Origin of the sequence: Bradyrhizobium sp. BR2003, assembly GCF_009720285.1 — a bacterium.
Taxonomy (GTDB): Bacteria; Pseudomonadota; Alphaproteobacteria; order Rhizobiales; family Xanthobacteraceae; genus Bradyrhizobium; species Bradyrhizobium elkanii.
In genome coordinates, this window is sequence record NZ_SMYJ01000028.1 from 174,835 (window position 1) to 200,047 (window position 25,213).

General features: G+C 62.0%; 25 protein-coding genes, 1 tRNA gene and 1 pseudogene. 4 read left to right on the top strand and 23 right to left on the bottom strand.

Annotated features, from left to right (window positions below):
* Positions 1-405: 405 nt before the first annotated feature.
* Positions 406-612: pseudogene (locus E2I15_RS39870) on the top strand (restriction endonuclease); the annotation flags it as partial.
* A 28-nt stretch (positions 613-640) separates the two neighbouring features.
* On the opposite strand, the gene E2I15_RS23185 reads toward E2I15_RS39870, so the two are convergent.
* Together E2I15_RS23185 and E2I15_RS23190 are read right to left on the bottom strand one after the other, a co-directional pair.
* The gene (locus tag E2I15_RS23185) at positions 641-1,531 is read right to left on the bottom strand and encodes a DNA cytosine methyltransferase (protein WP_137478043.1); all 891 of its coding nucleotides are present in this window, start codon (positions 1,529-1,531) and stop codon (positions 641-643) included.
* 849 nt (positions 1,532-2,380) lie between these two features.
* Positions 2,381-2,587, bottom strand: a complete 207-nt coding sequence (locus E2I15_RS23190; protein WP_137478044.1) for a hypothetical protein — start codon at positions 2,585-2,587, stop codon at positions 2,381-2,383.
* A 796-nt stretch (positions 2,588-3,383) separates the two neighbouring features.
* On the opposite strand from E2I15_RS23190, the gene fabF reads away from it, so the two are divergent.
* Positions 3,384-4,646, top strand: a complete 1,263-nt coding sequence (fabF, locus tag E2I15_RS23195) for a beta-ketoacyl-ACP synthase II (protein WP_137478045.1) — start codon at positions 3,384-3,386, stop codon at positions 4,644-4,646.
* A 73-nt stretch (positions 4,647-4,719) separates the two neighbouring features.
* On the opposite strand, the gene E2I15_RS23200 is transcribed toward fabF, so the two are convergent.
* Both E2I15_RS23200 and E2I15_RS23205 read right to left on the bottom strand, forming a co-directional pair.
* Entirely contained in the window at positions 4,720-5,901 is a 1,182-nt protein-coding gene (locus tag E2I15_RS23200; RefSeq protein WP_137478046.1) for a radical SAM protein, read from the bottom strand.
* Positions 5,902-6,028: 127 nt separating this feature from the next.
* On the bottom strand, positions 6,029-6,418 hold the full coding sequence (locus E2I15_RS23205) for a hypothetical protein (protein ID WP_137478047.1): 390 nt from the start codon (positions 6,416-6,418) through the stop codon (positions 6,029-6,031).
* Between the two features lie 422 nt (positions 6,419-6,840).
* Here E2I15_RS23205 and E2I15_RS23210 point away from each other — a divergent pair, with 422 nt between their 5' ends.
* Together E2I15_RS23210 and E2I15_RS23215 are read left to right on the top strand one after the other, a co-directional pair.
* Positions 6,841-8,217, top strand: a complete 1,377-nt coding sequence (locus tag E2I15_RS23210) for a tyrosine-type recombinase/integrase (protein WP_137478048.1) — start codon at positions 6,841-6,843, stop codon at positions 8,215-8,217.
* 118 nt (positions 8,218-8,335) lie between these two features.
* A tRNA-Ser gene (locus tag E2I15_RS23215) sits at positions 8,336-8,412 on the top strand.
* A gap of 90 nt (positions 8,413-8,502) precedes the next feature.
* Here E2I15_RS23215 and E2I15_RS23220 read toward each other — a convergent pair.
* The 19 genes from E2I15_RS23220 to E2I15_RS23310 all read right to left on the bottom strand — a co-directional run bounded on the left by E2I15_RS23220 (position 8,503) and on the right by E2I15_RS23310 (position 25,204).
* The gene (locus E2I15_RS23220; RefSeq protein WP_246667988.1) at positions 8,503-8,862 is read right to left on the bottom strand and encodes a hypothetical protein; all 360 of its coding nucleotides are present in this window, start codon (positions 8,860-8,862) and stop codon (positions 8,503-8,505) included.
* A 360-nt stretch (positions 8,863-9,222) separates the two neighbouring features.
* Entirely contained in the window at positions 9,223-9,456 is a 234-nt protein-coding gene (locus E2I15_RS23225) for a DUF6894 family protein (RefSeq protein ID WP_137478050.1), read from the bottom strand.
* The gene (locus E2I15_RS23230) at positions 9,453-9,683 is read right to left on the bottom strand and encodes a hypothetical protein (RefSeq protein ID WP_137478051.1); all 231 of its coding nucleotides are present in this window, start codon (positions 9,681-9,683) and stop codon (positions 9,453-9,455) included. The genes E2I15_RS23225 and E2I15_RS23230 overlap by 4 nt, the downstream gene beginning before the upstream one ends.
* Positions 9,684-9,901: 218 nt before the next feature.
* Positions 9,902-10,357, bottom strand: coding sequence for a hypothetical protein (locus E2I15_RS23235; RefSeq protein ID WP_137478052.1), 456 nt, complete (start codon positions 10,355-10,357; stop codon positions 9,902-9,904).
* Positions 10,358-10,362: 5 nt separating this feature from the next.
* On the bottom strand, positions 10,363-10,758 hold the full coding sequence (gene cyoD, locus E2I15_RS23240; protein ID WP_137478053.1) for a cytochrome o ubiquinol oxidase subunit IV: 396 nt from the start codon (positions 10,756-10,758) through the stop codon (positions 10,363-10,365).
* Positions 10,755-11,387, bottom strand: coding sequence for a cytochrome (ubi)quinol oxidase subunit III (locus E2I15_RS23245; RefSeq protein WP_137478054.1), 633 nt, complete (start codon positions 11,385-11,387; stop codon positions 10,755-10,757). The genes cyoD and E2I15_RS23245 overlap by 4 nt, the downstream gene beginning before the upstream one ends.
* On the bottom strand, positions 11,384-13,366 hold the full coding sequence (cyoB, locus tag E2I15_RS23250) for a cytochrome o ubiquinol oxidase subunit I (RefSeq protein WP_137478236.1): 1,983 nt from the start codon (positions 13,364-13,366) through the stop codon (positions 11,384-11,386). Before cyoB ends, E2I15_RS23245 begins: the two co-directional genes overlap by 4 nt.
* A 2-nt stretch (positions 13,367-13,368) precedes the next feature.
* A complete protein-coding gene (gene cyoA / locus E2I15_RS23255; RefSeq protein ID WP_137478055.1) occupies positions 13,369-14,247 on the bottom strand; it encodes a ubiquinol oxidase subunit II in 879 nt (292 codons plus the stop codon).
* Position 14,248: 1 nt separating this feature from the next.
* A complete protein-coding gene (locus E2I15_RS23260) occupies positions 14,249-15,280 on the bottom strand; it encodes a heme o synthase (protein ID WP_137478056.1) in 1,032 nt (343 codons plus the stop codon).
* Positions 15,281-15,327: 47 nt separating this feature from the next.
* A complete protein-coding gene (locus E2I15_RS23265) occupies positions 15,328-16,299 on the bottom strand; it encodes a 3-hydroxyacyl-CoA dehydrogenase NAD-binding domain-containing protein (RefSeq protein WP_137478237.1) in 972 nt (323 codons plus the stop codon).
* Positions 16,300-16,312: 13 nt separating this feature from the next.
* Positions 16,313-17,239, bottom strand: a complete 927-nt coding sequence (locus tag E2I15_RS23270) for a 3-hydroxyacyl-CoA dehydrogenase (RefSeq protein ID WP_137478057.1) — start codon at positions 17,237-17,239, stop codon at positions 16,313-16,315.
* Between the two features lie 35 nt (positions 17,240-17,274).
* Entirely contained in the window at positions 17,275-18,060 is a 786-nt protein-coding gene (locus E2I15_RS23275; RefSeq protein WP_137478058.1) for an enoyl-CoA hydratase, read from the bottom strand.
* Between the two features lie 32 nt (positions 18,061-18,092).
* Entirely contained in the window at positions 18,093-19,376 is a 1,284-nt protein-coding gene (locus tag E2I15_RS23280; RefSeq protein ID WP_246729436.1) for a CaiB/BaiF CoA transferase family protein, read from the bottom strand.
* On the bottom strand, positions 19,330-20,271 hold the full coding sequence (locus E2I15_RS23285; protein ID WP_137478060.1) for an alpha/beta fold hydrolase: 942 nt from the start codon (positions 20,269-20,271) through the stop codon (positions 19,330-19,332). Before E2I15_RS23285 ends, E2I15_RS23280 begins: the two co-directional genes overlap by 47 nt.
* A 24-nt stretch (positions 20,272-20,295) precedes the next feature.
* Positions 20,296-21,135 (bottom strand): enoyl-CoA hydratase-related protein, encoded by an 840-nt coding sequence (locus E2I15_RS23290; RefSeq protein WP_210241875.1) that lies wholly within the window; start codon positions 21,133-21,135, stop codon positions 20,296-20,298.
* A gap of 63 nt (positions 21,136-21,198) precedes the next feature.
* Positions 21,199-22,419: an acyl-CoA dehydrogenase family protein gene (locus tag E2I15_RS23295; RefSeq protein WP_137478061.1), complete on the bottom strand. Its 1,221-nt coding sequence runs from the start codon at positions 22,417-22,419 to the stop codon at positions 21,199-21,201.
* 442 nt (positions 22,420-22,861) lie between these two features.
* Positions 22,862-23,722, bottom strand: coding sequence for a COG3904 family protein (locus tag E2I15_RS23300; protein WP_422109824.1), 861 nt, complete (start codon positions 23,720-23,722; stop codon positions 22,862-22,864).
* Positions 23,723-23,883: 161 nt separating this feature from the next.
* Positions 23,884-24,138: a hypothetical protein gene (locus E2I15_RS23305; RefSeq protein ID WP_137478063.1), complete on the bottom strand. Its 255-nt coding sequence runs from the start codon at positions 24,136-24,138 to the stop codon at positions 23,884-23,886.
* 64 nt (positions 24,139-24,202) lie between these two features.
* Entirely contained in the window at positions 24,203-25,204 is a 1,002-nt protein-coding gene (locus E2I15_RS23310) for a helix-turn-helix domain-containing protein (protein WP_246667990.1), read from the bottom strand.
* Between the last annotated feature and the right edge of the window lie 9 nt (positions 25,205-25,213).

The window sequence follows — 25,213 nt, forward strand, 5'->3', positions numbered from 1 at the left end:
AATTCCGGATCATGGTAGAACTACGGACCGTCCATCCGGGCTAGCCCCTGCAAGCTGCCGGCGCCAACCGGGCTCCTTGCGTCCGACTGAGGAAGTAACCCTCTCTTTCCAATTGCCGGCCTGTTGGGCCTATCACGGTGCAGACGGTGAAGGTGGAGGGCGGCGGCCGCGCTGCCGCATGCACGGGCGCCGCCACGGAACGACTGTGAAATGCGCCGATAAGCCGGATACCGCACTTGTTCTCGCATAACTCGCTCCGATAGAGTCTTGGCAAAGTCGCACGTAAAAGGTGACGCGAGTATGAAGGAAACGCGCCCGGATTGGGAGATTTACGAGCGAATGATCGCGCGTTTGATCGCGGATCAATCAGATACCGGCCTTTGCGTTACCGCGAACGCCAAGGTAATGGGCAAGATCAGCCGCACCTTTCGACAGATCGATGTATTGATCGATGCGCGGCACGATACCGACAACACGCGCCGGCTCATCGTCGATGCCAAACACCGACGACGAAAGGCAGACGTGAAAGACATAGAGGAACTGCTAGGGCTCGCGAACGATGTCGGCGCGACGCACGGCTATCTTGTGACTTCTTCCGGTTACACAAAGGCGGCTGAGAGGCGCGCTCAGCTGTCCGTATCTATTCGCATTGTGCCGGTTGACAGGCTGGAGAACTTCGACCCCTCGACTTGGCCCAAGTGCAAAAATCCGCACTGCAAGCAAGGTCGCATATTCTGGGACGGTTATGGCACGGAGCGACGAGTTCCTCGGGCCAATCGCGCCACGTTCCTCCTGGCTTTGAGGCTTGGATGCGCTTCAAATTCAAATCCGACAATTCGGAAGCTTGATGCAGCGGATCGGCTTCGCAGACTTGGCCTGCTTTCAGGCGTGGCAACTTCGAGATCGCTTGTTCGACGGTCTTGGTTTTTCGTTTCCGCTTTCGCGGAAGGCTTATGGGGCCGAGCTTCGACGCGAGAAGAACGAGCCGCCGTCTGGTTTGCGGTACGCCGAACTCCGAGCAGTCGATCACTTCATGTGAAACGCTGAATCCTTGCTTCTTCAACCGATTGACGAACTGGCTAAACACTTCTTGCTTGGCTAGGTTCGGCACGTTTTCCATGGTGATGAGGTCAGGCTGAACCTCTTCCGCCAAGCGGCCAAAATGGTTGAGAAGATTCCAGCGCCCATCCTCGGTGGTCGCCTTCTGGTGATAGCTAGAGAATGGCTGACAAGGAGCACAGCCCGCCAGCAATTTCAGGCTGCGGCCGCCCCCGACGTCCACATCTTCTGCCGACAATTCGACGACAGATTTGAGTAGAAATTCGCCATTATTGTTCGCGGTATAAGGATACTCGCACGCCGGATCGATATCGACACCCAAACGCACATCGATCCCGGCTTTGGCGAGCCCGTTGGTGAGCCCCCCTGCACCACAGAACAAATCCACGGCGACGATCTTCGGGCGATTCCTTTCCCGTGGCCGCTTGGCGGCGCCTCTTTTCTTCTTTTTGGCGACGTCACCACTTCTCACCGCAAACTCCCATGTCTCCGTTTAACCGTGGTTCGACAGATGCCCCGGCTCCGGTCCGTGCGCCGCACCTCCGCTCAGCGAAAGGGAATTCGGCGCCGATGCGGCGCACAGATTCATCTGCACGGCACCAGCACACCGTTACTGCGCCCCTCTCGGGGCCGGGCTAGGCGCCCGGCACGGCCCCCGATTCTGCAACTGTAGCGAGTGGCAGATTCCTAGCCAAGAAAAAACTAGCGCGTTGCGGGAAACGCAGGAGCACCGGCGGCGTGACGCCGCACATTGACGTCCGTCCGGTCGAGGCAATAGATGACGGTTATCATATAAGGCCCCGACCGACACCCGGGGGATCTCGCGTCCCGGACACGCCGGTTCGCACGAAGGGCGCGGCAGAAGGACCATGCGTCCAATTGTTGTGACGGGCCTGGGGACGGTGTCCTGCTGGGCTGTGGCACCGAACTAGTGTGGTCGAGGCTGCTTGCGGGATATTCCGGGCTCACAGCATTGCCGGCGTGGGCGGCCGCACTGCCGGCGCGCGTCGCAGGACAGCAAGCAAGCAAGTAACCCGCATGAGCGCAGCGACATGCGAGGACGGACCATCCCCGGATATCGCTACGCTCATCCGGGCTACGCTTGCTACGCTTGGTCGCGGCGTCAACGACGCGAGACGCTTCGTTCAGTCATAGCCGGGCTTCGTGATCAGCGCACGCGATCTTCGTCGCGCTCGCGGCGCAGGCGGCAACCGTTGTTCTTGATTCATGGACCACCCGGGACCGGCCGGGACCACCCACACAGCGGTCGGCAGGAAAAGCTCGAATTTGGGCCTGGCCCGGAGGGTATGGGGTTCGCTTTTTACGAATCTGACCGGTTCGTCAGGTCTGATTGGTTCGTCAGGCCCTTCGCCAAGATCTCGGCTTGCTCCTTGGTCAGCTTCTCGGCAAAGGGCCCATCTTTCCTGATCTGAGCCGGCCCTTTGAGTTCGCTGTCGTAGACCATCCAGCCGATGCTGCCTTGCCGGACGAGGAACCGGCCTCGCATCGGGCGTCCAATAAATTCCATTGCTACCACCTGTGAATTACAAGTTCGACATCAGCTCGCAGGATGGAGCGCGCGGCATTGAACCATGTGAATCGTGGCGATCGCTTGGACAACAATGCTTGCGCTTTCCCGTCGAATTGAAAGCGGCCCCAACCTGAGGGCCGCCAACCCGAGCAATGCGGGTTTTCCTCCGGCAGTCGGGGGGGCATGTGACCGACCGGAAGCGTCAATTAGACGTCCTGTCCTCTCGATGGTTCCTAGCCTACCGCGCATATTTTGGAGAAAAGTGACAGTTGCACAGGAGCGCGCCGACAATGGCTCCGCCGGGTCGCGCCCCGACATGATCGGACCACTCGCCTCGGCCGCTCGCGATATTCGAACAGGACCGCCTTACTCGTCCGGCTCTGTGCTGCGTCTCGGCGGCGCGTCATTGCAACGCTGGCATTCAGTTCCGGAAGGCCGGCGGCAACGTTGCCGCCTCGCACTGCTCCGTCCGGATTCACATGCGTTATTGTTGGTCGAAACCCGACATAGAGTCTTCCCACTCGCGGGGAGTATGCCGATGGATGGGCGTACATCTGCTCGAAGAGAGCCGTATTTCTGGATCTCGATGCTGCTCGGACTCGGTCCGATCTGGATCGTCGCCGGGCTCATCGTCTTCTTCAGGTGGTGATGCCGGATTCGTTCGTCCGCAGCGACACTTGACGTCCGGCCGGTCCGGACAATAAATGATAAGCATCATATAAAACGGACCGACGCCCTGCCAGTTTCGAATCCCGGCCATGCCGGTTCGCACCAGGGGCGCGACAGGAGCACCATGCGTCGAATTGTTGTGACGGGCCTGGGGACGGTGTCCCCGCTGGGCTGTGGCACCGAACTGGTGTGGTCGAGGCTGCTTGCGGGGCGTTCCGGGCTTGCCGCATTGCCGGCGTGGGCGGCAGCGCTGCCCGCGCGCGTCGCAGGACAGGTTCCTGACAAGGCCGGGGATGCCGAGGGCGGCTTCGATCCCGACTCCGCAGCGCCGCGCAAGGACCAGAAGAAGATGGATCGGTTCATCCTGTTCGCGCTGCTCGCAGCAAGCGAGGCCGTGGCGCAGGCCGGCTGGATGCCGGCCGACGCGCATGCCGAGGTGCGCACCGCCACCGTGATCGCATCCGGGATCGGCGGGTTTCCCGCGATCGCAGACGCCGTGCGCACGGCGGAAAACAGCGGCCTGCGCCGGCTGTCGCCGTTCACCATTCCCTCCTTCCTGGCCAATCTCGCGGCCGGACACATCACCATCCGCTACGGCTACAAGGGACCGATCGGCGCGCCGGTGACCGCCTGCGCCGCGAGCGTGCAGGCGATCGGCGACGGCGCGCGCCTGATCAGGTCGGGCGAAGCGGATGTTGCGATCTGCGGCGGCGCGGAGGCCTGCATCGATCCCGTGAGCCTTGGCGGCTTCGCGGCGGCGCGGGCGCTGTCGACGTCGTTCAACGACACGCCCGCCCGCGCGTCGCGGCCGTTCGACCGCGACCGGGACGGCTTCGTCATGGGTGAAGGCGCAGGCGTCCTCGTCATCGAGGAGCTCGACCACGCGCTTCGGCGCGGCGCGAAACCGATCGCCGAGCTCATCGGCTACGGCACGACGGCGGACGCCTATCACATCACCGCGGGCCCCGAGGATGGCGACGGTGCCGCCCGCGCGATGGAGGCGGCGCTCCGGCAGGCCGGGTTGCGGCCCGGCGAGGTCCAGCATCTCAACGCGCATTCGACATCGACGCCGGTCGGCGATCTCTCCGAACTGGAGGCGATCAAGCGGGTGTTCGGACGCGATGGAGGAATTGCGATCAGCGCGACCAAGTCGGCGACAGGACATCTGCTCGGCGCCGCCGGCGGCATCGAGGCGATCTTCACCATCCTGGCGCTGCGCGACCAGGTCGCGCCGCCGACGCTCAATCTGGAGAACGCCGATTCCGCTGCACAGGGCATCGACCTCGTCGCGAACGTCGCGCGGCCGATGACCGTCGAACACGCGATCTCGAACGGCTTCGGATTCGGTGGCGTCAACGCCAGCCTGGTGTTTCGACGATGGCCTTGAGGCGGTCGGGCTTTGCCCGCAATGGAAAGAAACCGCGCATGTCGCGTCATCGACGGATGAAAAGCGGAGATGCCTAACCGCCCGCTGCTGCGCTGCGCAGGCCAATCCGCTCCCCGTCCTGCTTGCGGACGTAGAGATGACGTTCCAGCACGGATTGCATGTTCTCGAACATCGAATAGAGATCGTCGCAATAGACCGACGGATTGTCGAAACCGTTCTTCCTGGAGAAGCGGTGCGGAAGATAGCCTCCGCCGCAGGCGTTCATGAATTTGCACTGCCGGCATTTCTCGCAAAGATTGACCGAGGCATCGCGCGCGGCCTTCCAGCGCGGCTCGGTCCTGACGTCGTCGATCGCGTGATCGAAGATGTTGAACCGCGTGTTGGTGAAACCGTCACCCGCAATTCGCAGCACGTCGTGGGCCTCCACCGTGCCGTCGGTCATCACCGTGCAAAGCTCGACCGGCTTGTGGCCCACGCCTTCAGTCGGCGCGTTGTTGCCGATCAGGGCAGCGACCATGTCGGAAATGATGCGAACATTCGACGTCGGCGTCGTGCGATTGGCTTCCAGCCACAGGTCGAAAAGCCCGTTATAGAACGGGGCGATGGACGACGGCTTCTCGTCCACCGTCGCGTCGGGAATCATGATGTCGTAATTGGCGATGCCGCACGCCGCGAAAAAATCCGCATACTCCTGCGGCGCGTAGGCCGGGTTGCAAACCGCGAGGGCGATCACGCCGATGTCGCGCGAGACCAGCATGCGCGCGGCACGTTCCACAGCGGCATGGGTGCCGGTACCCTGAAACGTCTTGCGGTGAGCGTCGTGAATATGTGCCGGCCCATCGATGCTGATCGCCACCGAAATATTGCGGGCCTCGAAGCAGTCGAGCCATTCATCATCGATCAGGACGCCATTGGTCGTCACCGCGATGGGGATCTCGCAGCCGGTGCGGGATGTAACGCCCTCGCAGCCTTGCGCAAAACGGTGAAAATTATCGACGCCCCAAAGCAACGGCTCCCCGCCGTGCAGGATCACGGGGAAGTCGACGAGGGAGTATCTGGCGACGTGCTGCTCGAGGCGCAGCAACAGCTGCTGCAGCACCTCCGCACTCATCAGCTTGGGCTTGTCGTAGACCGCCGCGTCGCGGAACCAGTAGCAATAGGAGCAATCGATGTTGCATCTCGCCGCTACCTTGACCAGCAACTGCGTGATCGGCTGCTCCTGGAACGCGACGGGATTTGAAGCGTCAACCGACATGCGGATACCGGCAAGCTGCGATCGGGCTAGATCATGATGCGTTTCCACGGAATCGCATCATGATCTCATCTGTTTGTTTGAGCATGATCTTTTCGGAAAACCGGCTTCCACTTTTCCGGATCATGCTCTAGTAGCCCCTGACGAAGCCACCTCGTCGGAACGCGCCTGCTCCAGGATAATATCCGCCGGCCCTGCGAAATGCGCCGGCGCCCGGATAGTAGCCGCCACCTCTGCGAAAGCCACCCGCATAAGGCCCCCTGGCAAAGGCCCCGCGCCTGAAATAGACCTGAGTCGCCTGGGGCTGTTCGGAAACCACCCCCAGCTGCAAGACGTCCTGAGGGCTCTGTTCTTGCGGGCTCTGTTCCTGAGCGCTCTGTTCCTGAGCGCTCTGTTCCTGAAGGCTCTGTTCGCGCACACCACTCAGCAATGCGTCGATACCCTGATGATCGCTTTCGATTGTCGCACCCGGCCCGTGCAGTTGCAGCAGGCTCGCCAAGACCGTCAGCGTAATCGCCATCGTCGAGCTCCTTTTCGCGATATGACAATCGAACGAAATGTCGGCGCGTGCCTTACGCCGGTCGAGCAACTGAAAGTATAGCAACGGATTTGCAGCGGAGTCTAGGTATCGCGCTTGATGCCAAGCCGAGGACCCGGCCTCCGGGCGGCGAAGCTCGCCTACCGATCATCTGCGCAGATCGGTTCGCAAGGGGAACGAACCAAGGCACAGGGTTTGCGGATGAGGGCTCAAATGGCGCTCCCTAGGGGAATCGAACCCCTGTTTCAGCCTTGAGAGAGCCGGAAATTTTTGGATCGGCAGTCCTCACTCGTTCGCCACAATCTCGTTTTATCAGTTACTTAAGCGCAGATCGTTCGCCTTCGTTCGCCCCCGTGCGCCGGTGCTTATTCGACCGATATTCGACGACTCCAAGATCGAATGCCATGACAAAAACACTCACCGAGACCCAAATCACGACCGCCAGAGCGCGCGCCAAGCTGGGGCTTGGCGTGCATTGGCGCCGCGTCGATGCCGAGGCCCACCTTGGCTATCGCAAGGGCAAGCGCAGCGGAATCTGGTTCGTGCGCTGGCGCAACCACTATGACGGCGCCAACTACAAGCAGGCAGCCGTTGGAGTTGCCAATGACGTCAACGACAGGGTGACGGAAGGAAAGTTGACCTTCGAACAGGCCGTTATCCAAGCGCGAGACCTCGTCAACCGGTACAGAACAGAAGCGGCTGCGCAAGCTGCCGGACCGGCACCCACCGTGCGAACGGCTTTAGAGACATACATCAGGGAGCGTAATGCCCGCGACAGTCGCAGGGCGGGTCGCGAGGTTCGATCCGATGCCGGTCACCGCTTGCGGCGCTACGTTCTTGGTCAAGGAGAGCGCGGTAGCCAGGAAGCCGTGGAGGCCGCCTCCCTCGCCGCAGTCGCTCTGCACGCACTGCAAGTTGACGACCTTTTGATATGGCGCGAGAACCTTCCTGTAGAGTTGAAGGCCACGACAAAGCAGCGCCTCATAAACGACCTGAAGGCTGCGCTGAACGCGGCTTGGCCTCGCCTATCGGCTGAACAGAAGAAGCTGAACCCAGCATTCCCTTCAATCATAAAGGATGGGTTCAAAGCTGAACGCATCGACGATGATGATGAGATATCCGTCGCGCGAGACAACCAGGTCCTAACAGATGCGCAGGTCAGCAACCTGCTTCGAGCCGCACGCGAGATCGACGGTGAGCAGGGATTCGAAGGCGACTTGTATCGCCTCGTCGTGTGCTTGGCAGCAACCGGCGCGCGATTTGCGCAAGCAAGACGGATGCGCGTCGGCGATGTTCAGGCAGAAGAGCATCGCCTAATGGTGCCAGGTTCCTACAAAGGCCGTGGCGGCAACGGTGGGTCCGTCCCGTTTCCCGTGGGCGAGGACATCATTGAGGCATTGTTGCAGGGAGTTTTGGACCGCCCCAAAGAGGCAACGTTATTTGAGCGATGGAGCTATGACCAGGAAGCCGGTAGCATAGTTTGGAGAAGGTCAAAACGTGGTCCGTGGAAGGCGGCAGAACTCACTCGCCCGTGGCGTTCGATCCGCGAACGCGCAAAGCTACCAGAAGCTATCCCCTACGCGTTGCGACATTCCAGCATCGTCCGCGGCTTGCGAAACCGACTACCGATTCAGCACGTTGCTAAACTGCACAATACTTCCGTGAAAATGATCGAGCGGCACTACGCCAAATACATTTCGACAGCCTTGGAAGATCTCGCTCGCGCGGCAATCGTGCCGCTGGTTCCGCGGCATGTCGAAACGGTGGTCGGAGGCACATAAGCGATTTAGCGCTCCTGCCCCCGAGCGCGATTCAGAAGCCGAAGACCTTGGTAAGAGTGGCTTGGCGGCGCCACGTTTCGCCCTTCGCCAAGACCCTGCGTGGCGGCCCAATCGCCGAGCAGTAAATTCCCAGCCGGCATGATCGTTGCTCTCCGAAGGCAAAGGTCACACGTTCGAATCGTGTCGGGTGCGCCATTTCTTCTTATTCTTCAGCCCCGATGAGTGCCCGCGAGTCGACACCTCAGCTCTGTCCGGTCGGGCGAGTAGCAATCGGGAGGAAATGCGTCAGTTCCGCTGAGCGGTCCAGTACCCCGAGCACCGCGTGCCTCCGGAATAGCCGCTCCATGTCCCGCGACCGGAGTTGCTCGACAGCCGACCTGAGCCGGACGCATATTTGTTCGGGACGGTCACCGAGGCGCGGACGGCGCCCGAGCGCGCCACCTGGCCCCTGAACTTCACGAGATTGGGATGCGTGACGACGCCGTCCGTGATGTTGACGGAGAAATTGTACGACGAATCGCACGCACCTCTTTGCGTCACGAACAAGAGGTCCCATGACCCGTCATAGGCCGAGCGGGCTTGTGCGACTGATATAGAGGCCGCCATGCAACTCGCGGCCATCGCATATGCGAGAAGCTTTTTCATTGTGTGCTCCAAGTGTCCTAGTCATTCGCTTCGTTCAAAACCGCAGCTCACTGCGGTTCGTCTAATCGGCCCCGGAAGGGGCGGCCGGTCCCCGGGAGGGGAAGGACCGGCCGCGGGAAGCCCGGCGAGGGACACGGGGGGAGACACGCGCCGGGGACCCAAACTGCCTTTCAGCAAATCGTGACAGATGCGGTGGCACCATGTTTGGCGAACCATTTGGGACCTGGCCCGCGCATGTAGTGACGCTCGGGCCGGTACGGATCGTAAGCCATCGCGATGAGCTCGCTCACTCGTCTCGCGATTTCGTTCACTCCTCGGTGAAGCGGCACAGTCGGCGATCGTCTCGCGCGCATGCTGGTCTCAATTCGGCTTGCCGAGGACGAAGGCGAAAGGAACGACGAACAGCTCATCGCCTTGGTCGTCGCTGACATGCAACACCCAGTCACGCCAATCCTCCAGGCTGCACTCGCTGGTGCGGGATCGCACGAGCCGGGTTGCATGATCGCGCGCCTCAGCGAGATCGTTCACCACCGCCCCGTGGTGATCGAGGAAAACCTTCTTCGTGGTGGAGCAGTGGAAATACACCTGGGTCATTTCCGACCTCCTTCGAACAGTGCCCCGCTCTCGGCAGCGGCCGCCGCCCGGGCCAATGCCTTGGCCGCGTCGACATGCGAAGCTTCCTTGGCTCGCCGCTCGTAGGCGTCGGCAAGAGCCTTCAGCTGAGCCGCAACTGCTCGATCGGTCATCGTGCTGGCGGAATAGAGCAAAGTCTGCGCCGTTTTCAGATATTCCCTGCCCCGTCGTGAGATTTGCAACGTCATGGAACCCTCCGTCGGCCGCCGATGAACAAGATCGCGTCGGCTTGGCTGCTGTTATGCGGAGTTCTCCCGGGCGTGGCTTTGCTCTGGTTGCCATGACTTTGTCATAGGTTGCTGTCGATGGAGGTCTGGGCATACCGCCGATGCGCCCCGGGACTCTCGAGGGGAGAGATGCTTCCCCTGGGAAAGCGAGCGGCCGCCCTGATGCTCGGCGATCGCAGTCAAAGGTGCCGGTCGTGCATCTCGTCGAATTCCTCGCGGCATGCCTCGCTGAACTCGCGCAGCAAGTCGATGGATCCGCACATTGCCATGTCACGCAGCTCGCCGAAGCTCTTGTCCGGCTCCAAATAGGTATCCATGATCGTCTTGGCGATGTGCTCGGCGCTGCGCACGACCGGCGTGGAGGACAGCACGCGCATTCGGTTGAGCTTCGCATACAACGCGACGAGGCCCGCGGTGCCCTCGCCTACGTCATGGTGTTGAAGCGCATCGATGTAACACCTCGAGGCCTCCTCAATGAAATCCCTGTAGAGGATCTGCCGCCGCTTCCTCTCATGGAGAAGCCATTGCGCGCGAAGCTGGCTTCGGTGGTTCAGCCAGTTGGCAACCCCGCTCGTCAGGCCGCCAATGGTTGCGCCGGTGAGCGCGGCGAACGCGGAGATGATGGAAGCATCCATATGGATCATCGCTGCATTTGCAGATTCATCATCTCGCCATGCGCCATCGTGTTCTCGTTCAAATTGGCCATGATCACGAGGGAGCCCGCGAGGACCAGGAATACGATGAGGACGCCGAATGCGAGCGCCAGGACATTGTGGGTGCTGTCCGGTCCCGTCGTGATATGCAGGAAGAAGACGAGGTGCACGCCCATCTGGGCGATGGCCAGCACGGCGAGGCCGGCCGGCACGCCCGGGGCCCAGATCGCCGAAGTATTCGCCACCCAGAAGGATGTGGCTGTCAGGATCGCTGCCAGCAGCAAGCCTATCGTGTAGATAAGAAAGCCGGCAGACACGCTTCGCTCCTCAGCCCGAATCGCCGGCCTGTCTCCCGGTGCGACATCCCAGCGTGTGTCGGTCATGGCAGCACTCCCATCAGATAGACAATCGTGAAGATCAGGACCCAGATGATGTCGAGCGCGTGCCAAAACAGGGAGAAGCAGTGCAAGCGGCGCACCAGGACCTGTTGGAAGCCCCGCATCGACAGCTGCACCATCATGAGAACGAGCCAGGCCAGTCCAACCGCCACGTGCAGCCCGTGGCAGCCGACCAGCGTGAAGAAGGCGGACAGAAACGCGCTACGTTGCGGGGACGCACCCACCGCAATCATGTCCTGGAATTCGCGGAGCTCGAGGTTGAGAAATGCCGCACCCAGGAGGAACGTCACCACGGCACCGAAGGCGGTTCCGAGCTGGTGCCGCGAATTGATAGCGAGGGACATTAGTCCACAGCTGTAGCTGGATAGTAGGAGAAAGGCGGTCTCCATCGCGGCGTTGCGCAAGTCGAACAACTGGCCCCCGCTCGGGCCGCTCGCTGTCGCCTTTGCGAGCACGGCATAGCTGGCGAAAAGCGCCGAGAACATTACGATGTCGCTCAGCAGGAATATCCAGAACCCAAAGCCTGCGATAATTCGCTTGGGTGCGGGCCCCGCCTCACTGACATCAAGCACTTCGGCTGTGCGGACGGAATCTGCATCGACCAGAACGTTCATAGCGATACCTCCACCGAGTGCTTCCGATCGAACTGACCAAGCTGCTCTGCCGGGATCTCGACTTCGTCCTCGGAGCGGAACATGAAGGCGAGCCACGTCACGGCGGCGCCGGCAAGTCCGAGGCCAGCCATCCACCAGATGTGCCAGATCAGAGCGAAGCCGGTAATCGCTGCGAAGAACGCGGTCGCGAAACCGGCGGGACTGTTCTTGGGCACCTCGATCGGTTCGTAGATGCGCTGCCGCCCAAGCAGGTCCTGCTTTGCGAGCACGCGCTGCTTCTTCGCCCAGAAGGCATCGATCTCATTTACCTGCGGCAGGACCGCAAAATTCCAGGCTGGCGGTGGCGACGCGGTGGCCCATTCAAGGGTGCGGCCATTCCAGGGATCGCCCGTCGTGTCGCGGAGCTGTTCGCGGTGGCGAATGGACACTACGAGCTGGATGACCTGACAAGCGATTCCGGCCATCACGATGACCGCGCCGGCCTCCGCGACCAGCAGCCAGGGCTGCCAGGCGAGGACATCGTAGTGCTGCAGGCGGCGGGTCATGCCCATCAGCCCGGTCACGTAGAGCGGCATAAAAGCGAGATGGAAGCCGATGAACCAGCACCAGAACGCAGCTTTGCCCCAGCGCTCGTCCAGCCTGAAGCCGAATGCCTTGGGAAACCAGTAATTGTAGCCGGCGATGGCCCCGAACAGGACGCCCGGAACGATGACGTGATGGAAATGGGCGACCAGGAAGACACTGTTGTGCACCTGCCAATCGACCGCCGGCAATGCCAGCAGGACTCCAGTCAAGCCGCCGAACACGAACGTCACCATGAAGCCGATGGTCCAGAGCACCGGCACCGTGAAACGGACGCGGCCGCCATACATCGTGAACAGCCAGTTGAAGACTTTGACGCCCGTCGGCACCCCGATGATCATGCTGGTGATGCCAAAGAAGGCGTTCACTCCCGCGCTTGCGCCCATGGTGAAGAAATGATGCAGCCACACGGTGTAGGAGAGCACGCAGATCGCCAGGGTCGCACCGACCATCGACCGGTAGCCGAACAGCGTCTTTTCGGAAAATGTCGCGCTAACCTCCGAATAGATGCCGAATGCCGGCAGGACAAGGATGTAAACCTCGGGGTGACCCCAGACCCAGAACAGGTTCACGTACATCATCGCGTTGCCGCCGGCGTCCAGCGTAAAGAAATGAAAGTCGAGGTAACGGTCGAGCAGCAACATTGCGAACAGCGCGGTGAGCACCGGAAATGCCGCCACGATCAGGAGATTCGAGGCGAGCGCAGTCCAGCAGAAAACCGGCATGCGCATGTAGCTCATGCCCGGGGCCCGCATTTTCAGGATCGTGGTGACGAAATTGACGCCGCTCAACAAGGTCCCGATGCCCGAGATCTGCAGGGACCAAAGGTAGTAATCGACGCCGACGCCTGGCGAGAACTGCAGCTCGCTAAGCGGCGGATAGGCGACCCAGCCGGTCTTTGCGAACTCACCGACGAAGAGCGAGACGTTGATCAGCAAGATTCCCGTCGCAGTCAGCCAAAGGCTCGCGGAATTCATCGTGGGGAACGCCACGTCCCGGACGCCCAGCTGCAACGGCACGGCAAAATTCATCAGTCCGATCACGAGCGGCATGGCCACGAAGAAGATCATGATCGTGCCGTGCGCCGAGAAAATCTGGTCAAAATGCTCGGGCGGCAGATACCCCTGCGCACCGCCGGCGGCGACTGCCTGCTGCGTCCGCATCATGATTCCATCCGCGAAGCCGCGCACAAGCATGAGCAGCGCTAGGACGATATACATTACGCCGATCCGCTTGTGATCGACCGATGTGATCCATTCGCGCCAGAGATACGGCCAGTATCCCCTAACGGTGACCCATGCGAGAGCCGTCACGACGACGGCGCCGACGCTTGCCACCGTGCCGATGATGATCGGTTCATGAAAAGGAATGGCGGCCCAGTCGAGTTTGCCCAGCAGGTTCATCGTTCTGCCCTCATGGATTTGGGATAAGCGACACAGAGGCCCGCGGCCGGCTGCATTGCGGCACTCATGATGTTCGCAAACAGGCCGCCCGCGACCGACCGATAGGTAAAGGGCGCAATCGCCTTGCTCGGCCTGACCAGACCGGCATAAGTCTGTGCGTCGAGCACGGGGCCGGCGCTGCGCGTTGCAGCCGCCCATTGCGCAAAGCTGTCGGGCGCCACCGCGTCGACCTTGAAGACCATGTCGGAGAAGCCCGCGCCGCTGTAGTTTGCCGACATCCCGCGATATGTGCCGGGATAGTCAGCGCGCAGGTTCAGCCGCGTCACCATTCCGGCCATGGTGTAGATCTGGCCGGCGAGCTGCGGCACGAAGAAGCTGTTCATGACGCCCGAGGACGTCAGTTCGAAGCTGACCGGCGTGCCGACCGGGATCGTCAGATGATTGACGCTCGCGATGCCCTGCTCCGCATAGATGAACAACCATTTCCAGTCGAGCGAGACGACCTGAATCTTGAGCGGCTTGGTGGAGGAGGCAATCGGCTTGGGCGGATCGAGGTCGTATGCGCCGATCCAGGCGACGGTGCCGACAAGGAGCACGGTCATCAGCGGGATCGACCAGACCAGCATCTCGATGCGGCCAGAATAGATGAAATCCGGCCGGTAGCGCGCCTGCTCATTCGATGCACGGAACCAGAAAGCAACGCCAAGAGTCGCGAGAGCCACCGGGATCACGATCGCGAGCATGATGCCGGTCGCGTTGAACAGGATTTGCCGCTCGGCAAGGGTGACCGGTCCCTTGGGATCGAGCACGCCGCCATCGCAGCCACCGAGTGTCGCGGCCGCCAGCAGGATCACGATAAGCGAACCGTATCGCATCTTAGGCCTCCCGAACCTTAGAAGTGCGCGCGTTGTGCGCGGCGCTCGGCTGTCGCGCGGCAGGCGAGGACGCGCTGGCCCGGTCGCCATGCGACAAACGCATCGGCGCGAATGCACCGCCGTTGTGGTCGAGCAGAAGGGCCGCAAACAGCAGGAACAGATAGGCGATGGAGAAGGCGAACAGCCTGTGAGCCGCGCGACGATCGTCCGCAACGCTCCTGTTCAGCTGACGTGCGAGCAAGGGGAACACCGCACCGCAGATCGCGACAATCACGCCATAGATTGCGCCGGCAAACCCGAGTGCCCATGGCAGCTCCGAAGCGAGAACAAGTAGGCCGCTGTAGATCAGGATCTGCCGCGTTGTTGCGGCTCGTCCGGCAACAACCGGCATCATGGGAATGCCAGCACGGGCGTAGTCATCGGTGCGATTGAGCGCAAGAGCCCAGAAATGGGGCGGCGTCCAGAGAAAGATGATGAGGAAAAGCGCAAGCGATTCGAACTCAACTTGCCCGGTCGCCGCGGCCCATCCGATCACGGGCGGCAGCGCGCCGGCGGCCCCGCCGATGACGATGTTCTGTTGTGTCGCCCGCTTCAGCCACGCCGTGTAGACGACGACATAGAAGAGAATCGTGCCGGCAAGCAGCGCAGCCGCCGCGAGATTCGTCGCCAGTGCGAGGATCGCGACAGCGATGGTGCCGAGGACGGTTCCGAAAACAAGCGCCTCAATCTTCGAGACCTTGCCGCGGGGAATTGGCCGCATCGCCGTGCGAGCCATGATCGCGTCGATATCGGCGTCGTACCACATGTTCAGTGCGCCGGCGGCTCCGGCGCCGGCGGCAATAGCCAACATGGCGATGAAGCCAGGAAGTGGCTCCAGGCGTATTGGTGCGATCATCAATCCGACCAACGCAGTGAACAGCGAGAGCGCCATCACGCGCGGCTTGGCCAAACTGATGAATTGGCGCGGTCGCTCCACCCAGCCGGACCGTGAGGTCAGCCGAAGGCGCGACACCGAAATCGCGATGCCGTTCATGGTGGGTTCCTCAAGCAGAAAACACGTCTGGCCCGTTGGAGCATTCGCTATTCGATGCGACGTCGCGGGGAGAGCTTCTCCGAACGCTTCGCGCGCAGTTCAAGGAGGTCGAGAAGAGTTTCATCTCGCTCCGCCTCAAGCTCCTCGATGGTGCGCGATCCGACCTCGGCTTGAACGCCGTCGATCAACTTCTTCTGGACCTCGGGCGTGAGCTCGGGCGTACCGAGGGTCTTCCACGTTGCGGTAAACGGGCCGGCAAACTGGTGAAGAAAATGCTCGATGCCGCCCGGGCCACCGCCGAGATGATTGAGCATCATGTTGCCCATGATGCCCCAGCGCAGGCCCGGCCCCCACGACAAGGCGTCGTCGACATCGGCGGCGCTCAGCACATCCTCGGCGACGAGGTAGTAGACCTCCCGCGCCAGTGCGCCCTGCAGGCGGTTGGCGACATGCCCCGGCATTTCCTTGTTGAGCCGTACGGCCTTCTTTCCGATCGACTTGTAGAACGCGATCGCGCGCAAGATCGTCTGTTCAGAGGTCCTGGTGCCACCGACGACCTCGACCAGCGGGATCAGGTGCGGCGGATTGAAGGGGTGGCCGATGACGCAACGTTCCGGATGCAATGCCGCGCCCGACTGAATGTCACTCATCTTGATGCCGGACGAGCTCGACGCGATGATCACGTCCGGATGCAGCAGCTCGTCGAGCTGCTTGTAAAGCTGCTGCTTGAAGTCCAGACGTTCGGGGCCGTTCTCCTGAACCAGGTCCGCGCCCGCCACCGCGGTCGCCAGATCGCGGGAGAACGTAAGACGCGACTGCGATGCGCCGGGTGCAAGTCCCAATCGTTCGAGCGCCGGCCACGCCGCCTTCACGAAGCGGCGCAGCGACGCCTCGGCATCCGGCGCGACATCGGTCGCAACGACGTCCAGGCCCTTGGCGAGGAACTGCGCGGCCCAGCTCGCACCGATTACGCCGGTGCCGATGATTGCTATCTTCCGAATTGGCTTGTTGTCAGACATATCAGTCTCCTTTTCAGGGCAGTTCGACGTAGGCGACGCCGGTGAGATTTCCTTGCGCGGCAAGAAGCATCCGCTTCTCCGTGCCGTCGAGCTTCGCCGCATAGAGCGAGCCGGCGAAATCGGTGACGAACATGCGGTTGCCGGGGACATCCAGCGCGATGCCGATACCTTCCATCAGGTCCGAGACGACGATCTGCGGCACGTTTTGCGCGGGCTTTGCATCGACCGGTGCGCGGTTCACCGTGTTGCCGCGCGGGGGATTGCCGCGGTCGGTCCAGTAGAGGACGCGATGCTCGTGATCGAGCTCGAGATCGATCGGCTCGGGAAGGCCGTTGAAGAAGACTTCGATGTCGCTGCGATCGACCGCCGTCTCACCCCTCAGGATGTCGATCCCTGCGCGCAGGATGCGGCCGACTTCGGCGTTGTCTCCGCCTTTCTGCGTCCAGTAGATCTGTCTCCGTTCGGGATCGACGGTGATCCCGACACACCATCTGCTCTGATCGCGCCGGTCACTGTCGCCCTGCCCGGTCTGGACGAGGGTCTCGATCTGCGAGCCGTCGAGATTCGAGCGCATGACTCGCATTCCCTCGCGATCGCACCAGTAGAGCTTGCCGTTCGCCTTATCGAGATGGAGCTGCTTCGGCGTGAACGTGCCGCCGGGTGCAACGATGAACTTGCGATTCTTGCCGTCTAGATCGGCGCGTTCGATGGAACCGTCGTTGCGGCTGGGAACGCCCATATTGGTCCAGTAGACGTGCCCCACTTTGACGTCGACGACGATCCCGTCGGGATGGGGGCAATCGGCCGCGATCACCTGGGGATGCGAGCCGTCCGGATCCATTGACAGGACGCGGCCGCCGCTCAAGTCGAGAAGAAACAACCGGCCTGAACGGGGCGCGTCCGATGCGGCTTTTGTCTGCGTGGCATGGAGTACGGTCATGGTCTGTCCTTTTGTGTCGCTTCGCCGACGTGGGGTCATTCGGCCGCGAGCGGCTTCGGCAGGTTGGTGAAATTAGGCGACCGTTTCTCGCGAAAGGCCGTGAAGGCTTCGATGGCTTCCGCGGAGCGCAGCCGCGCGCTGAACTCACGGCTTTCGAGCTTTGCGGCCTCTCTGAGCTGGCCGATCGACGCCTGCTTGATGAGCTGCTTGGAGGCCCGCAACGCGCCGGCCGGTTTTGCCGCGAGCTTTTGCGCCGTCGCGGTGGCGGTCGCCAGCAAATCGCCATCAGACACGACGCGGGTCACGAGACCGAGCTCAGCCGCCCGCGCAGCGGTGAATGGTTCGCCGAGCAGGAACAGTTCCGCGGCGCGGAGATGCCCGACGCGCGCCGGTACCGAAAAGCTCGAGCCGAATTCCGGCACCAGCGCAAGATCGATGAACGGCAGCTTGAACTTCGCGCTCTCGCCGGCGTAGACGAAGTCGCAGTGCGTCAGCATGGTGGTCCCGCCGCCGACCGCGGCGCCTTGCACCGCCGCGACGATCGGCTTTTCGAATGCGATGAACGCATTGATCAGGGCGGACTGTGGGGACTCGCCAGGTCCGGGCGGATTCTTGAGGAAATCCCCGACGTCGTTGCCGGCGCAGAATGCATCGCCTGCGCCGTGCCAAAGCACGACGCGGACTGCATCATTCTTGTCGGCTTCCTTGAAGATGCCAGCGAGGCTGGTGTACATGCCGGCCGTCATTGCATTCTTCTGGGCCGGCCGATTGAGCTCGACCCGGAGGATGCCGCCGGAAGTTTCCGTGATGATGTCGCTCATTGCGTGCTTCCTTGTTCGATGGGTTCTGGCGGTCAGGCCACATGTTCCTTTGCTTTGGCGACAGCGCCGCTTTCGCGCAGGCTCTCGATGCTCTTGGCGTCGAAGCCGAGTTCGCCGAGAATCTGCTCGGTGTGTTCGCCGAGATCGGGTGCGCGTTGGGCCGGCGTCTTCGTGACGCCGTGGATCTGGATCGGGCTGGAGATCGTCGAGGTCAGCTTGCCGCCCGCGCCGTTGAGCGGAACGATGATGTCGTTCGCCGTGAGTTGCGGATCGTTGATGACCTCCTGCGGCCCGCGCACTTCGCCAAAGGTGACGTTCACGCCGGCAAACACCGAGTGCCAATGCGCCATCGGCTGAGTGCCGAAGAGCTCGTCAAAGATTGCGGTGAGCTGCGGCATGTTGGCAACGACCTGCCTGGGATCGGAAAAGCGCGGATCGGTCAGCAGGTCTGAGCGGCCGATGGCGTTTGCGACAGCCGCGAGCTTGTCCGGCGTCACCATCAGAACGAACCAGCTTCCGTCGGCGGAACGATAGACGTTCATCGCCGCATTGGCGGGATGCGTGCGGTCATGCATCGGCGGAAACTTGGCGTCGGCGAGAGCGGCCTGAATCGAAACGCTCGCGGACCACACGCCCTGGGCCAGCAGCGACGTCGTGACATACGCGCCTTTTCCGGTACGCTCGCGCCGGTAGAGCGCGGTGACGATCGCCGAATAGAGACCGACGGCCGTGGCGTTGTCACCGCTGCCCCCTACCGGCCAGGTCGGCGGCGCGCCAGCATCGCGAGTCATCGACAACAGGCCGCTGCGTGCCCAGTAGGAGGTGATGTCGAAGCCTGGCAGATTGGCGTCCGGCCCGTGCTCGCCGAAACCGGTGAGGTCGGCGTAAATCAGGCGCGGGTTCCATCCTGCGACATCGTCATACTCGAGCTTGAGCTTCTTCCGCGCATGGTGCGGCGTATTGACGATGAACACGTCTGCCCAGTTGGCGAGCTCGAAGATGACCTGCTGTGCGGCCGGCGACTTGAGATCGAGGGCAATGCTGCGCTTGTTGCGGTTGGCGAGATGCCACTGATAGGCATCCTGGGCGTAGGGCTGAACCGGCGCCTTGTGCCCCTGCCGCCAAGGGTCGCCGTGTGGCGGCTCGACCTTGATGACGTCGGCGCCGAAATCGGACAGGATCACAGCGGTGCCCGGCGCCGCGACGAAGCTCGAGAAGTCGACGACTTTCAAGCCTGAGAAAATGTTTTCGTCCATCATGGTCTTCTCCTTAACGTTGAAGTTCGTAAGCAGGTGAAACGTGCCCCCGGCCGCCATCCAGTTTTTCAAGCAGCTGAGAGATCCAGCCGAGCAGACGGGTCTGGACGTCGCGGCGGTTGATCTCGTTGAGCATCTCGTGCCGCCCACCCGGATAGAAATCGAACGCAATGTCATGCAGGCCGGCGCGATGGTAGCGGTCGATCACTGCGTGAACACCGCGCAGCTGCTGCCCGACGGGGTCTTCGCTTCCCGAGAACAAGTAGATCGGCAGATCGGAGCGTATCTTGCGCAGCGCCACCAGGTTGGACAGCCGCGGCGCGGTGCCGAGGAAGGAAGCAAGAGCTTCGGGGCCAAGGGCCGCAAAGCAGAGGGGATCGGCCATGAACGCGTTAACGACAGCGTGATCGCGACTGAGCCAATCGAAGGGCGTGCGCGCCGGCTCAAAGGCGGCGTTGAGGAGATTGCTGCCCGGAGATGCCTGAAGCGCCGCCCGGGCGAGCCCATCGAGCGACCCCGACCCCGAGAGGACCAATCCGTCGATCTCGTGGCTGTAATCGATGACGTATCTTTGCGCGGCGAAGGATCCCATGCTGTGCCCAAGCAGGATCAGCGGCAGGTCAGGGTTTTCATCCCTGGCCAGTTCACTCAGGCGCAGCATGTCCTGCACAAGCAATTCGAAACCGCCTTCGCCGAATTCGCCAAGGTGCGATCGGGAACGAGCGGTGAGGCCATGTCCTCGGTGATCGCCAGCGTAGACGGTCAGGCCAGCCGAAACGAGGACATCAATGGTGCTCGTATAGCGCCCGATGTGTTCGCCCATCCCGTGGGCGATCTGAACCAAGCCGCGGGCCGGGCCGTCGCTGTCCCACCGTGCGCATGCCAGGGACAGCCCGTCGGAGCTGGTGAGCCGAAACGGCTCGGTAGGTGCGTGGGAGGGTTGAGGGGTCGCCATGGCTCGTTCCGGTTGCGTTGAGGTTCACCGTCCGTGAAATTGCGGCGCGCGCTTCTCGAGAAATGCGGAGGTGCCTTCCTTCTTGTCCTCCGTTCCGGCGCACAGCCCGAAGTAGGAGGCTTCGAGGGCCAGACCTTCGGCCTGGCTCGCCTCCATTCCGTGGTTCACGGCATCGAGCGCGTATTTGACGGCGATCGGCGCGTTGGCGGCGATCTCGTTCAGGATTGCCTCTGCGCGCGTGATCAGATCCGCGGCCGGGACGACCTCGTTGACGAGCCCGATGCGGTAGGCCTCCTGTGCGCTGATGATGCCGCCCGACAGGATGAGCTGGAGGGCACGGCCCTTACCGACGAGCCGCGGCAGCCGCTGCGTGCCGCCACCTCCGGGAAGCAGTCCGAGCTTGACCTCGGGCTGGCCGAACTTCGCGTGCTCCACGGCGATGCGCATGGTGCAGGCCATCGCGGTCTCGCAACCGCCGCCGAGCGCAAAGCCGTTGATCGCGGCGATCACCGGCTTGCCGAGGTTCTCGATCAGATCGAGAACCTGCTGTCCGATGCGGCTGGACCGCTCGGCATCGACCGCGGTCGCTTGCGCGAGCTCGCTGATGTCGGCACCAGCGATGAAGGCCTTGTCGCCCGCTCCCGTCAGAATGATGCCGCGCACGGCCGGGTCGTCTTTTGCGTTGGCGAATGCGGTGCGTAGATCTTGCCATGTTGCGGTGTTCAAGGCGTTGAGCACCTTGGGCCGATTGACCGTGACATGAGCGATCGCACCACGCTTCTCATAGAGGACATTCGCGAGCGTCATGGCTTGCGAAACGGTGGGGACGATCGCCGGTGACGGCGAAACTACTGCTGTCGACATATCGATTGTTCCTGTCTGAGGTGTGAGCCGGCCGGCGCGCAGGCGCCGGCCTGGTCCGCGAGATCACACGAAGGCGCTGAAGCCGGTAATCGCCTTGCCGACGATCAGGTTCTGCATCTGGTAGGTGCCTTCGTAGGAGTAGATCGCCTCGGTGTCGGCAAAGAAGCGCGCCACGTTGTAGTCGACCAGGATCCCGTTGCCGCCCATCGCCTCGCGGGCCCAGGCGACCGTTTCACGCGCCTTGCTCGTGCAGAACGCCTTGACGATCGCGGCCTGCGCATCCGTCAGCTTGCCTTCGGTTTCCAGCTGCACCGAGCGGACCAGCATGGACTGGCAGGCCACGATGTTGCCCAGCATCTTCGCCAGCAGATTCTGAATCAGCTGGAACGATCCGATCGGCTTGCCGAACTGCATGCGCTCCTGGGCGTACTTGAGAGCGTTCTCGTAGGCGCCCATCTGCGCGCCGGTGATTTCCCAGCCGACGCCATGCCGGGTGCCGCGCAGCACCAGCGCAGGGTCGCGGAACGAACCTTGGCCGTCCTGAAGACGATTCGCATCGGGCACGCGGCAGTCGGTCATCGTGATCTGGCCGTTCTGCACGACCTTCAGCGCAATCTTGTTCTGCATCTTCTCGACACTGAACCCGGGCGTCGTCTTGTTCTCGACGATGAAACCCCTGACCTGGTTGTCGGCGACGTCACGCGCCCAAACGATCGAGATGTCGCACCACGGAGCGTTGCCGATCCAGCGCTTCTGGCCGTTCAGGATCCAGGTGTCGCCTTCGCGTTTCGCCGTGGTCGTCAGACCGCCGCCGGCCCCGGAGCCGACCAGCGGCTCGGTCAGCGCGAAGCAGCCGATCTTTTCCAGGCGCGCCATCTGCGGCAGCCACTTCTGCTTCTGCTGCTCAGTGCCCGCGAGGTAGATGGAATTCATCGCGAGACCGGTGTGGACGCCATGGAAGGTGCAGAACGAAACATCGGTCCGCGCGATCTCGAGTGCGACCAGGCCGAACAGCAAGGGACTTCCGGCGGGGCAGCCGTAACCATTGATGCCGAGACCGGCGATGCCGAGCTCCTTGTACGACGGCAGCAATTCGAACGGGAACGCGTCCTCGACCCAGTATTTGTTGATGATGGGTTGAACCTTCGTCTCCATGTAGGCGCGCACCTTCTTGACGACCGCGCGTTCCTCCTCGGAGAGCAGTTCGGCGAATTGAAAGAAGTCGGCGTTCGGCGCCGGAAGCTGTTTCGGTGCCGAAGGCTTGAGCGCAGCAGCAGTTGCCATTTTCGATCTCCGTTCGATGTTCGGCCTGCGACTGCAGCAGGCGCCTCGTTCCAACGCATCGAACATAGTGGAGCGGCCGGCAGGCGGCTTTGCATCGAGTGCTGTCATTTTGTCATTTGTTGCTGGCGAGCGAGGCGGCAGATGCCGACGCGGGATAATGGCCGCGCCCTGCTCAAGACTGTCTGAGATGGTGAGGGTTGCAAGATGCTGAAGTCGCACGTGCTGCCCAGAGCAAGGAGCGCAAGTGTTCAAGCCCGTCACGCTGACGAAGCTCCGGCACCGGATGACGAGGCGGCCGACGGAGGCAAGCACGCCTTATCGCCCAGCGCAGATCGAACCGCGAGCAAGTAGAATGTATACGGTCTCCCGAACAACGCGACCAACGACGCGCGTATGACGCGGAACAGGAAGCCTTTGGCAGTTCCTCAGATAGGACTACCTGCTACTCCTGCCGAGGCGGGGTCATCGCCGCCCTCAAGCCGCCCGTGCGGCTCATCGTTTCAGCCGATTTGACAGGTCTTGCCAACTCCGGAGATATCGCAACCGCCCTGCTCACGAAGCGACCCTGCACCGGTTTTGGCGTCAGCTCGACCACCGCTGCATTGGACCCGCCCGCCTGAGCGACCATATCGGTGGTGACGAGATTGGTCAGTCGCAATTCGTCCCGAGACAGCTCATGCAGATCTTCCCACGGTGGGACGTTCAGCGACAGCGACAACAGATCGCCTGCGCCGCCCATATCGAAGGTGTATTTGGCGAGACGCCCAATATCGCGTTCCACGATCACCAGATCATCCGCGCTGTAGGTTGCGGACTTGGCGTTGTCGGCGCGGTCGCCGAGCCAGATCTGATGCACCCGGACATGGGCAGTCTCGGGCACGTAACGCGTCTTGCCCGACAGCAGAAGGAATACGCACATCGATTCGCAATAGGCTACGGGCGCCATATTGGCAGGAGCACTGTGGGCGGTATTGGTCTGGACGCTGACGCCGACGGTAGTCAGTGCCCCAAGCTCGCGGAAACGCCTTCCAAGCGCGATCGAGGCATTGACCGAACCGCCGCTCGAATCCAGCACAATGGTCGCGCCGCCGAGCTCTCGCCCACGGGCGAATTCATCAAAATCCCTTGGACTGTCGGCAATCACGATCCCGGTCGCGCTGACCCAGCCCCGGCAATTTGGCTGGCAATCGACCCAAGTGAACTTCATCGGCAATTTGCGTTCTTCGAGGGCGATGCCAGCATGAGCCGAACCGCTCAGCACGGCCATCAATGCAATGCAAAGGCCGGCGCCAACGAGCAGCATCCATCCGCGGACTTCCGCCCAACGAGCGCGATTAGAGGCTCCACGGGAGATGCGGATGCGCTCCGAGGGTTCGACCCTCGAGATTGTCGCCAGGTTGATCAAGAGCGAGACGGCAAGCAGGTACACCGGTATCACGAACATGATCGCGTAACCTCGACTGGCTATCGGATGGGGTTGGCCGTGCCGCGACGGCGTACATACACCGGCGACGGCTGATGGTGCCCGGCCGACGCTACGGCTTCAGAACCGTGCTTGGTCCGCCATTTTGGGCCGGGGCCGCGCATGTAATGCAGTTCGGGCCGGTAGCTGTCGCGCACGTCCATAATCAGGTTGTGAACGACGTCGACGAAGTCGGATGCCGAGTTAGCCGTCTTGCGAACAAGACCCGACAATGCGCTTGCATCTATGATTCCCATCACGAAGTTCCTTTTAAGTTGAGGCCATCAGCGTTGAAGAGTGAAGCGGTTGCGACCTGCGGATTCACGCTAGCATCGGAAGAGTCTGCCTGATGGCAGCCGATGCCGAATCGTATTGTCGCGATTCAAACTCGCGGCGATATTGGCCGGGCGCCCGACCTGTTGCTTGCCGGAATGCGCGCGTGAAACTGGCCTGGTCGGAAAAGCTGAGCGCCAGCGCAATATCCACCAACGGTCGATCACCTTGCATCAACAAGGCTTTCGCGCGATCAAGGCGCCTGATGCTGACATAGCGATGAGGAGAATGTCCGACGGCCTGCTTGAAGGCGCGGGCAAAATGGTATCGGCTCAGACAGGCGATCGAAGCCATGCCATCAAGGGTAATATCGCCTTCCAGGTTTGCCTCGATGTAATCCAGCACACGGGCCAGCCTGCGACGATCAAGGCCTTCCTTTGAAGCCGAGACGGTGGGCTGGCGTGTCGGTGCAGTGGAGTGCGTTTGAACGAGCCTGGCCGCCATGCTGTTGGCCAAGGATTCAACCAGCAGCCGGCCGGCCGAGGTCTCATCCTGCAGCTCCGACGCAACCGCGCGGGCGATCTCGCCCAGCAGCGGATCCCGGAACGCGTTGTCATATCTCAGCGCGCCGATCACGGACTTGTCGACGTCGAGGCCGAGCCTGCCCGGGGTGAACTGGCTCAGGGGAAGATGAATGTGCATGATCTCGGGCAGATCACCGGCGATAGCGATGGAACCCTCATTCCAGCTGGGAGGAGTGAGCCAAACAGTATCCCGCAGGGCGACAGTCGAGTCCTGGATCGCGGAGGCGCACCGTGTGACGAGCGACCCATTGCCGCACACATCGACGCAAACTTCGACGTCGGACAGCGCACCGCGCCAGGGCATCACGCCCTTTCCAACGTACCGCATTTCGGCCGACAAGCACGACCAGTGACGATTTTTCGAAGACAATACCAGTTTGGTCTGGCCACCAGCCGTCCAGGTGTCGCAACAAGGCTGCGGTTCATTTCGGTTCACAGCGGGCGGCTGTTCCAAGCTGATTTCCAAGGCGGCCTC

Coding starts and splice junctions, on each gene's coding strand:
- E2I15_RS23300 (WP_422109824.1), bottom strand. CDS start 23,722: ATGCTGCTCGTTGGCGCCGGCCTTTGCATTGCATTGATGGCCGTGCTG.
- fabF (WP_137478045.1), top strand. CDS start 3,384: ATGCGTCGAATTGTTGTGACGGGCCTGGGGACGGTGTCCCCGCTGGGC.
- E2I15_RS23205 (WP_137478047.1), bottom strand. CDS start 6,418: ATGGCGATTACGCTGACGGTCTTGGCGAGCCTGCTGCAACTGCACGGG.
- E2I15_RS23280 (WP_246729436.1), bottom strand. CDS start 19,376: ATGGCGGCCGGGGGCACGTTTCACCTGCTTACGAACTTCAACGTTAAG.
- E2I15_RS23210 (WP_137478048.1), top strand. CDS start 6,841: ATGACAAAAACACTCACCGAGACCCAAATCACGACCGCCAGAGCGCGC.
- E2I15_RS23190 (WP_137478044.1), bottom strand. CDS start 2,587: ATGGAATTTATTGGACGCCCGATGCGAGGCCGGTTCCTCGTCCGGCAA.
- E2I15_RS23285 (WP_137478060.1), bottom strand. CDS start 20,271: ATGGCGACCCCTCAACCCTCCCACGCACCTACCGAGCCGTTTCGGCTC.
- E2I15_RS23290 (WP_210241875.1), bottom strand. CDS start 21,135: ATGTCGACAGCAGTAGTTTCGCCGTCACCGGCGATCGTCCCCACCGTT.
- E2I15_RS23245 (WP_137478054.1), bottom strand. CDS start 11,387: ATGAACGTTCTGGTCGATGCAGATTCCGTCCGCACAGCCGAAGTGCTT.
- cyoD (WP_137478053.1), bottom strand. CDS start 10,758: ATGACCGACACACGCTGGGATGTCGCACCGGGAGACAGGCCGGCGATT.
- E2I15_RS23265 (WP_137478237.1), bottom strand. CDS start 16,299: ATGTCTGACAACAAGCCAATTCGGAAGATAGCAATCATCGGCACCGGC.
- E2I15_RS23295 (WP_137478061.1), bottom strand. CDS start 22,419: ATGGCAACTGCTGCTGCGCTCAAGCCTTCGGCACCGAAACAGCTTCCG.
- cyoA (WP_137478055.1), bottom strand. CDS start 14,247: ATGCGATACGGTTCGCTTATCGTGATCCTGCTGGCGGCCGCGACACTC.
- E2I15_RS23260 (WP_137478056.1), bottom strand. CDS start 15,280: ATGAACGGCATCGCGATTTCGGTGTCGCGCCTTCGGCTGACCTCACGG.
- E2I15_RS23230 (WP_137478051.1), bottom strand. CDS start 9,683: ATGACGTTGCAAATCTCACGACGGGGCAGGGAATATCTGAAAACGGCG.
- E2I15_RS23200 (WP_137478046.1), bottom strand. CDS start 5,901: ATGTCGGTTGACGCTTCAAATCCCGTCGCGTTCCAGGAGCAGCCGATC.
- E2I15_RS23275 (WP_137478058.1), bottom strand. CDS start 18,060: ATGAGCGACATCATCACGGAAACTTCCGGCGGCATCCTCCGGGTCGAG.
- E2I15_RS23220 (WP_246667988.1), bottom strand. CDS start 8,862: ATGAAAAAGCTTCTCGCATATGCGATGGCCGCGAGTTGCATGGCGGCC.
- E2I15_RS23270 (WP_137478057.1), bottom strand. CDS start 17,239: ATGACCGTACTCCATGCCACGCAGACAAAAGCCGCATCGGACGCGCCC.
- E2I15_RS23225 (WP_137478050.1), bottom strand. CDS start 9,456: ATGACCCAGGTGTATTTCCACTGCTCCACCACGAAGAAGGTTTTCCTC.
- E2I15_RS23235 (WP_137478052.1), bottom strand. CDS start 10,357: ATGGATGCTTCCATCATCTCCGCGTTCGCCGCGCTCACCGGCGCAACC.
- E2I15_RS23305 (WP_137478063.1), bottom strand. CDS start 24,138: ATGGGAATCATAGATGCAAGCGCATTGTCGGGTCTTGTTCGCAAGACG.